Source organism: Actinomycetes bacterium, assembly GCA_035489715.1.
Lineage (GTDB): Bacteria > Actinomycetota > Actinomycetes > JACCUZ01 > JACCUZ01 > DATHAP01.
Genome location: DATHAP010000084.1, coordinates 1 through 10,453, shown reverse-complemented (window position 1 = coordinate 10,453; position 10,453 = coordinate 1). Strand labels below are relative to the sequence as shown.

The 10,453-nt window shown below is 74.4% G+C and carries 11 protein-coding genes; 8 read left to right on the top strand and 3 right to left on the bottom strand.

Features of this window, described 5'->3' with window-relative positions; translation table 11 throughout:
- The 8 genes from VK640_07225 to VK640_07190 form a co-directional block, all read left to right on the top strand.
- On the top strand, nt 1-269 hold a 269-nt coding region (locus VK640_07225; GenBank protein HTE72974.1), incomplete at its 5' end, for a murein biosynthesis integral membrane protein MurJ.
- Nucleotides 270-307: 38 nt separating this feature from the next.
- Nucleotides 308-754, top strand: a complete 447-nt coding sequence (locus VK640_07220) for a hypothetical protein (GenBank protein ID HTE72973.1) — start codon at nt 308-310, stop codon at nt 752-754.
- Between the two features lie 112 nt (nt 755-866).
- Nucleotides 867-2,420 carry a protein kinase family protein gene (locus tag VK640_07215; GenBank protein ID HTE72972.1) on the top strand — a complete coding sequence of 518 codons (1,554 nt, stop codon included), beginning with the start codon at nt 867-869 and terminating at the stop codon, nt 2,418-2,420.
- Nucleotides 2,421-2,500: 80 nt separating this feature from the next.
- Nucleotides 2,501-3,163, top strand: coding sequence for an RNA polymerase sigma factor SigM (gene sigM / locus VK640_07210; GenBank protein HTE72971.1), 663 nt, complete (start codon nt 2,501-2,503; stop codon nt 3,161-3,163).
- Nucleotides 3,160-4,122 carry a hypothetical protein gene (locus tag VK640_07205; GenBank protein ID HTE72970.1) on the top strand — a complete coding sequence of 321 codons (963 nt, stop codon included), beginning with the start codon at nt 3,160-3,162 and terminating at the stop codon, nt 4,120-4,122. The genes sigM and VK640_07205 overlap by 4 nt, the downstream gene beginning before the upstream one ends.
- Before the next feature lie 90 nt (nt 4,123-4,212).
- The gene (trxB, locus tag VK640_07200; GenBank protein HTE72969.1) at nt 4,213-5,199 is read left to right on the top strand and encodes a thioredoxin-disulfide reductase; all 987 of its coding nucleotides are present in this window, start codon (nt 4,213-4,215) and stop codon (nt 5,197-5,199) included.
- Nucleotides 5,200-5,311: 112 nt separating this feature from the next.
- Nucleotides 5,312-5,638 carry a thioredoxin gene (gene trxA, locus VK640_07195; GenBank protein HTE72968.1) on the top strand — a complete coding sequence of 109 codons (327 nt, stop codon included), beginning with the start codon at nt 5,312-5,314 and terminating at the stop codon, nt 5,636-5,638.
- Between the two features lie 209 nt (nt 5,639-5,847).
- Nucleotides 5,848-7,047 carry a peptidoglycan-binding protein gene (locus tag VK640_07190; GenBank protein ID HTE72967.1) on the top strand — a complete coding sequence of 400 codons (1,200 nt, stop codon included), beginning with the start codon at nt 5,848-5,850 and terminating at the stop codon, nt 7,045-7,047.
- Between the two features lie 3 nt (nt 7,048-7,050).
- On the opposite strand, the gene VK640_07185 is transcribed toward VK640_07190, so the two are convergent.
- The 3 genes from VK640_07185 to VK640_07175 form a co-directional block, all read right to left on the bottom strand.
- Nucleotides 7,051-7,809 carry a GNAT family N-acetyltransferase gene (locus VK640_07185; GenBank protein ID HTE72966.1) on the bottom strand — a complete coding sequence of 253 codons (759 nt, stop codon included), beginning with the start codon at nt 7,807-7,809 and terminating at the stop codon, nt 7,051-7,053.
- Nucleotides 7,810-8,222: 413 nt separating this feature from the next.
- The gene (locus VK640_07180; protein ID HTE72965.1) at nt 8,223-9,302 is read right to left on the bottom strand and encodes a ParB/RepB/Spo0J family partition protein; all 1,080 of its coding nucleotides are present in this window, start codon (nt 9,300-9,302) and stop codon (nt 8,223-8,225) included.
- A complete protein-coding gene (locus VK640_07175) occupies nt 9,295-10,296 on the bottom strand; it encodes a ParA family protein (GenBank protein ID HTE72964.1) in 1,002 nt (333 codons plus the stop codon). The genes VK640_07180 and VK640_07175 overlap by 8 nt, the downstream gene beginning before the upstream one ends.
- Between the last annotated feature and the right edge of the window lie 157 nt (nt 10,297-10,453).

Here is a 10,453-nt window from a genome sequence, read left to right as displayed (position 1 = left end):
TGCGACGCCGTCTCGGCGGTCTGGACGGAGCGCGGGTGGTTCGGACTTACGTCCGGCTGCTGGTCGCCGGGAGCGTCGCGGGGGGGCTGGCCTGGGCCGCCGCCCGGCTGGCCGGGGCGCCGCTGGACGACGGGGCGGCCGGCTCGGCGGTCGCCCTCGCGGCGGGCGGCGTGGTGCTGCTGGCGACGTACGTCCTGCTCGCCCGGCTCCTGCACGTGCACGAGCTCACCGACCTCGCGGGCAGCGTCCGGGGACGAGTCCGGCGCTGACGCTCAAGACGGGCGCTCGGCCCGCCGATCCCCTTGTCATGCCCTCGCAGCACGACCGCCTGCGCGCCCGCCCGACTGCCGACGCCCCGACGGTCGCCGGGCCGGACCGTGGCGACATCGTCATCGGCTGGCTCACCAAGATCGTCGTCGTGCTGGGCATCGCCGGGCTGGGCCTCTTCGACGCGATCTCGCTCGGCAGCACTGCGGTCAGCCTCAGCGACCAGGGCCAGTACGCCGCCCGCGAGGCATCCGAGGTGTGGCAGCAGACCGAGTCGGTGCAGAAGGCCTACGAAGCCGCCGCCGAGTCCGCTGCGAGCCAGAACGCGCAGAACGTCGTCGACCCCGAGTCGTTCCGGATCGATCCGGACGACACCGTTCACCTGCAGATCGAACGCACCGCCACGACCATCGTGCTCCGCCACTGGGGGACGTCGGCGAAGTGGGCGGAGCTCGAGCGCGAGGCCAAGGGCCGCTCGGTCGGCTGAGCCACGCCCGAGGAAGCGCCACCCAGGACTGAGCGTCCGTCCGACGGGTAGGCCGGGGCCTAGCATGGCTGGCTGCACCCTGCCCGCCCGACCGTCGACGACGAGGAGTCCCGTGCCGGAGGTCGTCGAGCCGGGGACCCGGCTCGTCCAGCGATACCGCCTCGAGCGGCGGCTCGAGGGTGCCGGGACCAACGCTGCCGACGCTGCCGACGGGACGGGCAGCACCGCCCGCACGCCCTGGACCTACTGGCGGGCCGAGGACGAGCTGCTGGCCCGGCCGGTGTCGGTGTGCCTGATCGACGCCAACGGGTCCACGGCCGACGCGGTCCTCGACGCCGCGCGCCGGGCCGCCGCCCTGCCCGACCCCCGGTTCCTGCGGGTGCTCGACGCGGCGCGGGTCGACGGTCTGGTGTACGTCGTGAGCGAGTGGGTCGCCGCCACCGACCTGGCCGGTCTGCTGGCCGACGGCCCGCTGCCCCCCGCGGAGGCCCGAGCAGTCGCGACCGAGCTGGCCGAGGCGATCAGCACCGCCCACGACGCCGGCCTGTCCCACCTGTGCCTGCAGCCGGAGCACGTGCTGCGCACGGCCCACGGACAGCTCAAGGTCGCCGGGCTGGCCGTGGACGCGGCCGCCCGCGGCATCGGCGAGGGCGACCCGAGGCGGGCGGCCGAGCGCGACGTGCACGGGATCGGCGCCGTGCTCTACGCCGCCCTGACCGCCCGCTGGCCCGGCGACACGGTCACCGCGCTCCGGCCCGCCCCCTGGGCCGACGACGCCCCGTGCCACCCCCGCCAGGTCCGGGCCGGCGTACCGCACGACCTCGACGAGCTGACCTGCCGGGCGCTCAGCCTGCCCGGGGCCCGCAAGGGCGGCCTGGCCGACCCGAGGGAGCTGGCCCGCGAGCTCGAGGCCGGCCACGGGGGCACGACCCGGCTGGCGGCGGTCGGTCCCGACGACCGGCCGGACCGGCGGGTCGGGCCCTCGCCGGTGGCGCCCGCCCCCGCGGCGGAGCGGGCCACCGACGACGAGCCCCACAGCCGGTCCCGCGCGGTCGTGCTGGCCTGGGTCGCCGCCGCGGTCGTCCTCGTCACCGGGCTGGTGCTCTTCGGCGGCCAGCTGGTGCTCACCGCGCTCGACGGCGAGGAGAGCTCGCCTGCTGCCGACGAGCCGGACGGGAGCGGCGACGACGGGAAGGGCTCGGCCCAGGTCCGCCGTCTGGACATCGCCGGGGTCCGCGCATTCGACCCCGAGGGTGACGGCGAGGAGCACGACGAGCAGGCCGGCCTGGTCGCCGACCGGGACCCGTCGACCGCCTGGACGACGGTCGACTACTTCGACCCGATGGAGCTGCAGAAGAGCGGCGTCGGGCTGGTCGTCGACCTCGGCGCACCGGCCGACGTGTCCGAGGTCGTCATCCGCCCCCAGGGCGGGCCGACCGACATCGAGGTCCGGGTCTCCAGCCGGGCGCGGAGCTCGCTGGCCGGCTACCAGCAGTTCGACCGGACGAGCAACGCGACCGGGCCGACCACGCTGCGCGTCGCCGAGCCGGTGCGGACCCGCTACCTCCTCGTGTGGCTGACCAGGCTGCCGGCCGTCGACGGCCAGTACATCGGGAGCATCAGCGAGGTGTCGGTGCGCGGCACCACGCCACGCTCCGGGACTTGAGCCGAGCGCGCCAGGTGCCGACCTAGGGTGGGTGCACCGGTCGACCGACCGGGCGACGGCAAGGCGCGGAGGCGGGCAGTGTGACGGGTCGCGGGACGGACGCTCCCGGGGACGTCCGAGGCGACGCCGACCTGCTCGCGGCCCACGCGGCAGGCGACCCGGACGCGTTCGGCGAGGTGGTCCGGCGGCACCGGGACCGGCTCTGGGCGGTCGCCCTGCGCACCCTCGGCGACCGCGAGGAGGCCGCGGACGCCCTGCAGGACGGCCTGGTCTCCGCGTTCCGGGCCGGCCGCACCGGCTCGGCAGCCTTCCGCGGGGAGGCTGCCGTCACCACCTGGCTGCACCGGATCGTCGTCAACGCCTGCCTCGACCGGGTGCGCCGGGCGGCGGCGCGGCCGGTCGACCCGCTGCCCGACCACGACGTGCCCGCCCGCGGTGACCAGGTCGGCGCGCGGGAGACCGCCCTCGACGTGACCGCGGCGCTGGCGCTGCTGCCGGTCGAGCAGCGGGCCGCCCTCGTCCTGGTCGACATGTACGGCTGGTCGGTGCAGGACGCCGCCGAGGCCCTCGAGTGCGCTCCGGGGACCGTCAAGAGCCGCTGTGCCCGCGGTCGGGCCCGGCTGCTGCCGCTGCTCTCGCCCGACCCCGCGCCGTCGGGGAACCTCGCCGACCCGGGCGGCGTCCGACCGGTGTCCGCCGCACCCGCGGCGACGACGACCCCCGAGGGATGTGACCTCGCGTGAGCGACCGCCCGCTCGGCGCCGCCCCTGCCGTCAGCGACGGCCACCTCGACGACGACACCCTCGCCGACCTGCAGGAGGACCTGCTCGAGCCCGCCGCTGCCCGGTCGGCGGGCGAGCACCTCGCCGGCTGCGCGGTCTGTGCCGACCGCGCCGACCGGCTGGCCCGCCTGCCCGGCCTGCTTGCCGACGCCGGCACCGCCGGGCCGGTGCCGGTCGAGGTCGCCACCGGCATCGACGCGGCGCTCTCGGCCGAGGCGGTGTCCGCCGGTGCCCCGGGCGCACGCACCGTGACGCCGCTGGACCCCGAGCGCCGCGGGTCACCCGTGGGCATGCGGGTCCTGCAGGCCGCGGCGGTCCTGGTGCTCGTGCTGGCCGGGGTCGGGCTGGCCCTCAGCGCGCTCGGCGGTGGGAGCGACGGCGACGCCGGCACGGCCGGCAGCGCCGTGGACTCCGGAGGCGGCAGCTCCGAGCGGTCGACAACGCTCGGCCAGTTCCCGCTCACGGTCAGCGGCCGCGCGTGGACCGGCAGCAGCCTCACCGAGGCCGTGCCCGACCTGCTGGCGGCCCGGCTCTCGCCCCCGGTCGACGCGCAGACCCTGCGCGAGAGCGCCGCCGGCAGCGACACCAGTCGGACCGACGCCCCGGAGGACGAGGGCGCCGACGACGGCACCGACGAGGACTCCCAGGAGAACACCGCCACTCCGGCGCCGGCCGCCGCGCCCACCGGCGCCCAGCGGCTGGCCTCCGGGCCCGCCCTCGCGGAGTGCGTCGCTGCCCTGGCCGACGGTCCGGTCACGCCGCTGGCGGTCGACCTCGCCACCTGGGAGGGCGACCCGGCGGCGGTCATCCTGCTGCCGACCCCGGACGACCCTGCCACCCTCGACGTCTGGGTCGTCGCACCCGACTGCTCCCCCGCCGACGCGAAGGTCCGGTACTTCGCGCGCCTGGCGCGCCCGTGACCGCCGGGGAATCCCGAGCACCTACGATCGGTTCCAGCAGCACGGTCCCGACCGGGGCCGGATGCGCTCAGGGAAGGTTGCTCGGCCACCGTGGACGACGTTCGCAATCTGATCATCATCGGGTCCGGCCCGGCGGGCTACACGGCGGCGATCTACGCCGCCCGTGCCGATCTCGCCCCGCTGGTCTTCGAGGGCTCGGTCACCGCCGGCGGCGCCCTGATGAACACCACCGACGTCGAGAACTTCCCGGGCTTCCCCGAGGGCGTCATGGGGCCTGACCTGATGGACCACCTGCGCCGTCAGGCAGAGCGGTTCGGCGCCGAGCTGGTCACCGACGACGTGACCGCCGTGGACCTGACCGGCCCGGTCAAGGTCGTCACCGACGGTGCGGGCGGCGAGCACCGGGCCCGCGCGGTCGTCATCGCCACCGGGTCCGGCTACCGCGAGCTGGGGGTGCCGCACGAGAAGCAGCTCTCCGGTCGGGGAGTGTCCTGGTGCGCCACCTGCGACGGCTTCTTCTTCCGCGACCAGGACATCGCCGTCGTCGGCGGCGGCGACACGGCGATGGAGGAGGCCACCTTCCTCACCCGCTTCGCGCGGTCGGTGACGATCGTTCACCGGCGCGACAGCCTGCGGGCCTCCAAGATCATGCAGGAGCGCGCCTTCGCGAACGACAAGATCCGCTTCCTCTGGGACAGCGAGGTCGTCGACGTCCTCGGCGAGAACAAGGTCAGCGGCGTGCGGGTGCGCAACACGCGCACCGGCGAGGAGTCCCAGCTCGACGTCACCGGGCTGTTCGTGGCGATCGGGCACGACCCGCGCAGCGAGCTCTTCGCCCAACAGGTCCGCCGCGACGACGAGGGCTACATCCTGGTCGACGCCCCGACCACCCAGACCAACCTGGCCGGCGTCTTCGCCTGCGGTGACGTCGTCGACCACACCTACCGGCAGGCGGTCACCGCGGCCGGCACCGGCTGCGCCGCCGCTCTCGACGCGGAGCGCTACCTCGCGTCGCTGGACGACGAGCTGTCGACCGGCGACCCGACCCAGGTGGCCCAGGCCGCCGTGGCCGGCTGACCCCCTGCCCGGTGTCGTCGCGCGAGGGAATCCCGCGCCGTACGCCCGTGTTCTCCTCGGTGAGCACTGCCACGCTCGCCGGACCGACCCCCTGAAACGCGAGAGGAAGACCGTGGGAGCCAACACCAAGACCGTGACCGACGCCAGCTTCGCCAGCGACGTGCTGCAGAACGACAAGCCCGTCGTCGTCGACTTCTGGGCCGAGTGGTGCGGCCCGTGCCGCCAGGTGTCCCCGATCCTCGACGAGATCGCCGGCGAGCACGCCGACAAGATCTCGGTCGTCAAGCTCAACGTCGACGAGAACCCGAAGGTCGCCGCGGAGTACGGCATCGTCTCGATCCCGACGATGAACGTCTACCAGGGCGGCGAGGTGGTCAAGACGATCGTCGGCGCCAAGCCCAAGGCGATGCTGCTGCGCGACCTCGAGGCCTACCTCTGAGGCACCGCACCTGAGCCACGCCGATCTGGTCGGACGCTCTCTTCCCGGCCCGGCCCCCGCCACCGCGCGGGAGTCGGGGCCGCTGGCGTTGGGTACGATTCACCGGACCGGCGCCGTACCGCCGCCCGGGCCGTCCGCACCGTCGAACCGGCTCGTCCCACGCCCCGTCCCGCGCCGACCGCACGACCGATCGCGAGGATCGCCCGCCGATGTCCCTCGAGCGCACCTACCGCCGCGGCGACGACGGCCCTGCCGTCGCCGAGATCCGCGCGAAGCTGCGCCTGGTGGGCCTGCTGACCGACGCGGACGACCCCGAGCCGGCCCGGGCCGCCGTGACGGCCAGCTTCGACGAGGCGACCGACCGGGCGGTCCGGGCGTTCCAGCAGCAGCGTGGCCTGCCGGTCGACGGCATCGTCGGCCCGGCGACGTACCAGGCACTGGACGAGGCCCGGTGGCGGCTCGGGGACCGGATCCTGTTCTACGTCCCGGCCCGGCTGCTCGCGGGTGACGACGTCGCCGCGCTGCAGCAGCGGCTGCTGGACATGGGTTTCGACTGCGGCCGGGTCGACGGGCTGTTCGGCGTCGAGACCGACGAGGCGTTGCGCGACTTCCAGCGCAACACCGGCCTGGTGGCCGACGGCACCTGCGGGCCGGCGACGTTCAAGGCGCTGACCCGGCTCTCCCGCACGGTCACCGGTGGCCGGCCGCACGACATGCGCGATTCCGAGGCGATCAACCGGGCCGGGCCGACGCTGTCCGACAAGCTGGTCATCGTCGATCCCGGCCGCGGCGACGAGCCCGGCGCCGCCTCGACCAGCGACGACCTGGTCTACGACGTGGCGTCCCGGATCGAGGGGCGGCTGAGCGCCACCGGGTGCACCGCCTTCCTCACCCGAGGCCCGGAAGCTGTGGGCTTCGGCGCGCTGCCCGACGCGCCTGACGTGCTCGACGTGGTCGAGCTCGTCAGCCGGCCGGGCGAGGTGCAGCGCGCGGAGTTCGCCAACGCCGCCGGCGCCGACCTGCTGATCTGCCTGCAAGCCGCCGTCCACGACAACCCGGATGCATCCGGCGTGGCGACGTACTACTACGGCAGCGACCGCTACGGCCACTACTCCGCGATCGGCGCCCGGTTCGCCGGCCTGGTGCAGCGCGAGATCTGCGCCCGCACCGACCTGGTCGACCTGCGGACCCATCCGATGAACTGGGACCTGCTGCGCCGGACCCGGATGCCGGCGGTCCGGATCGAGGTGGGCTACCTGACCAACGCCGGCGACGCGGCGCGGCTGGCCGACCCGGCGTTCCGAGACGTGCTCGCCGAGGCCGTGGTGGCTGCCGTGCAGCGGCTCTACCTGCCGCCGGACCAGGACGCCCAGACCGGCTTCCTGCGCATCCCCGCGCTGCGCGGCTGACGCTCAGACCGGGCGGAAGGCCGGCTCCGGGCTCATCGACCCCAGCAGGCGCTCGAGGGCGACCTCGACGTCGGCCCGCCAGGACACCGCGGTGCGCAGGTCGAGCCGCAGCCGAGGGAAGCGGTGGTGGGGCCGCACCGTCTTGAAGCCCACCGCGAGCAGGAAGTCGGCCGGGATGACGCATGGCGTCGAGCGGCCCTCCTCAGCAGCGCCGGGAGGGCCGGGGGCGAGGTCGCGGGGGTCGTCGGGCGCCGCCATCCCGCGCATGCCACCGCCCTCGCCGCCCGGGCCGCCCAGCGCGCCGCGCGCCGGAGGGGCCGGGTCCTCGGTCGCGGTGCGGTCGATCAGCCCGAAGGCCTCGATCGCGCGCACGCCGCGGCGGGTCAGGTCCTTGGCCGCGGTCTGCACCAGCATCCGGGCCAGCCCGCCGCCGGTGAACTCAGGCTGCACCCGGGCGGTCATCAGCAGCACCGCGTCGCCGGAGACCGGCGAGGTCGGGAAGGCCAGGCTGCGCGGCACGTGCGTCGGCGGCGCGTAGGTCAGGTAGCCGGCCGGCAGCGAGTCGACGTAGACGATCTTGCCGCAGGACCCCCAGTCGAGCAGGGTCGCCGAGAGCCAGGCCTCCTTCTCGAGCTCGGTGTCACCGGACCGCGCGGCGGCCTGCCCGGCGACCGGGTCCAGCTCCCAGAACACGCAGCTGCGGCAGCGCACCGGAAGGTCCGAGAGGTTGTCCAGCGTCAGGTTGGCGACCCGTCGCGACACGTTGCCTCCCGTGCCTCCGCGCGATGCCCGCGCTGCTTGCCGAGGTGCTCGCCGCCCGCCCCCCGGTTGCGGCATCGCAGGGTATCCCGCAGCGGCGCCGCCCCGCCAGACCCGCCGGCGACGCCGTGCGGGTCCCCTCATATCGATATGCCGACTCGACGATGGGTCGACGTCTTGACATAGCAGTACGTCGTCAAGCCGATCTGCCGACCAGTCGCTCCCTCGCTGTGCCGACCTGTCGATCTGTCGGGCTATCGATCTGCCGGTACGTCGTCATGTCGAGCAGCCGTTGCACCGACCTCGGACCGGGTCGACGGGTCGACTGGTCGACGGGTCGACTGGTCGACTGGTCGAGGGGTCGACGTGTCGACGTGTCGAGTGCTGCCGTCACGCCGTGGCCGGGCGCCCCGCGCTCAGGCCTTGCCGGCGTCGTCGAGCGGCCCTTCGGCGGCCTCGGGTGCCATCACCGCCACGATCCGCTCGAGGTCGTCCAGCGAGGCGAACTCCACGATGATCCGGCCCTTCGACCGACCGAGGTCGACCTTGACCCGGGTCTCGAAGCGGTCGGAGAGCCGGTCGGCGAGCACGGCCAGCTTGGGGGCCACCGGGCGCCGGGCCTTGGCCGGCCGCGGGTCGGCGGCCGGCTGGTCGCCGCCCAGCGACACGATCTCCTCGACGGTACGCACCGACATGCCCTCGGCGACGATCCGCTGCGCCAGCCGCTCCTGGGCCGCGCCGTCGTCGAGACCGAGCAGCGCCCGGGCGTGACCGGCCGACAGCACGCCGGCGGCCACCCGTCGCTGGACCAACGGCGGGAGCCGAAGCAGGCGCAGGGTGTTGGAGATCTGTGGCCGCGACCGCCCGATCCGCCCGGCGAGCTCCTCGTGCGTACAGCCGAAGTCCTGCAGCAGCTGGTCGTACGCCGCAGCCTCCTCAAGCGGGTTGAGCTGGCTGCGGTGCAGGTTCTCCAACAGGGCGTCGCGCAGCATGGCGTCGTCACCGGTGTCGCGCACGATCGCCGGGATGGCGGTGAACCCGGCCTGCTGCGCGGCTCGCCACCGCCGCTCCCCCATGATCAGCTCGTAGCGGTCCGCTCCGAGCGGGCGGACCACGACCGGCTGCAGGAGGCCGATCTCGCGCAGGGAGTGCACCAGCTCGGCGAGTGCCTCCTCCTCGAAGACGGTGCGGGGCTGACGGGGGTTCGGGGTGATGGCGTCGAGCGGCAGCTCGGCGAAATGCGCCCCGACCACCGGCGCGGCGGACGTGGCTGTGCCGATATCGGACGCCGCTCCGCCAGGGCCGCCGGTACCGTCATCCTCGACGCCGGGTGCGCCATCGTCGCCGGATGCGGGCGCTGCCTCGTCGGGGGCGTCCTTCCCCGGGATCAGCAGGTCCACCGGCGAGGGGCCGGTGGAAGCGGTCTCGCCCTTCCCGGGGGCCGCCGGGATGAGAGCACCCAGGCCGCGGCCCAGTCCTCGACGTCGGTCACTCACGGGGTGCCTCCTCGACCGCGGGCGCAGTGAGCGAAGTGGCCGATGGTGCAGGAGTCACGCTTGAGACTGTAGTCGGCTCGGCCGGCGCGCCGCGGAGGGCCATCTCGCGCGCCGCCTCCAGATAGGACAGCGCTCCGGTCGATCCCGGGTCGTACGTCATCACCGTTTGGCCGTAGCTGGGCGCCTCAGAGATGCGCACCGACCGAGGCACCGTGGTTCGCAGGACGGTGTCCACGAAGTGGGTGCGGACCTCCTCGGCCACCTGCGCGGCCAGCCGCGTCCGCGCGTCATACATGGTGAGGAGGACGGTCGACACGTGCAGGTCCGGGTTGAGGTGTGCCTTCACGAGCTCGACGTTGCGGAGCAGCTGGCCGACGCCCTCGAGGGCGTAGTACTCGCACTGGATCGGGATGAGCACCTCGGGCGCCGCCACCAGGGCGTTCACCGTCAGGAGGCCGAGACTGGGTGGGCAGTCCACCAGGACGTAGTCCAGCCGGCTGTCCCGGTGCTCGGCCGCCCACGTCATGTACGCGGACAATGCCTTGGCGAGACGGGACTCCCGAGCGACCAGGCTGACCAGCTCGATCTCGGCGCCCGCCAGGTCGATGGTCGCCGGAGCGCACCACAGACCGGCGATCCCGTCCACGGCGACGACGACCTCGTGCATGGGCCGGCCGTCGATCAGGACGTCGTAGATGGAAGGGACCTCGGCGTGGTGCTCCACCCCGAGGGCGGTCGACGCGTTCCCCTGGGGATCCAGGTCGATCACCAGCACTTCCGCCCCTTGTAGGGCGAGTGCCGCAGCCAGGTTGACGGTCGTCGTGGTCTTTCCCACGCCGCCCTTCTGGTTCGCGACCGTGAGGACCCTGGTGTGCGGGGGCCGGGGCAGCGGGTCCCCCACCCGGCCGGCGAGGACCCGCAGTGCGGTCTCCGCCGCGCGGGCGATCGGGGTGTCGTCCAGGTTCGGCAGGTCGGCCTCCGGGGCGTCGGTCACGGCCAACTCTCCTGCGGTCGAGGCGCCGCCGAGGCGGCCGAGTAGGTCCAGGGTTTGCGCCGGGCCGGTGCTCCGGGCGTCCGCCGGCGCGGAAGATGTTTCACGTGGAACAGCACCTGACGCACTGGTGGGATCTGACGCACTCGTGTGATCCGGA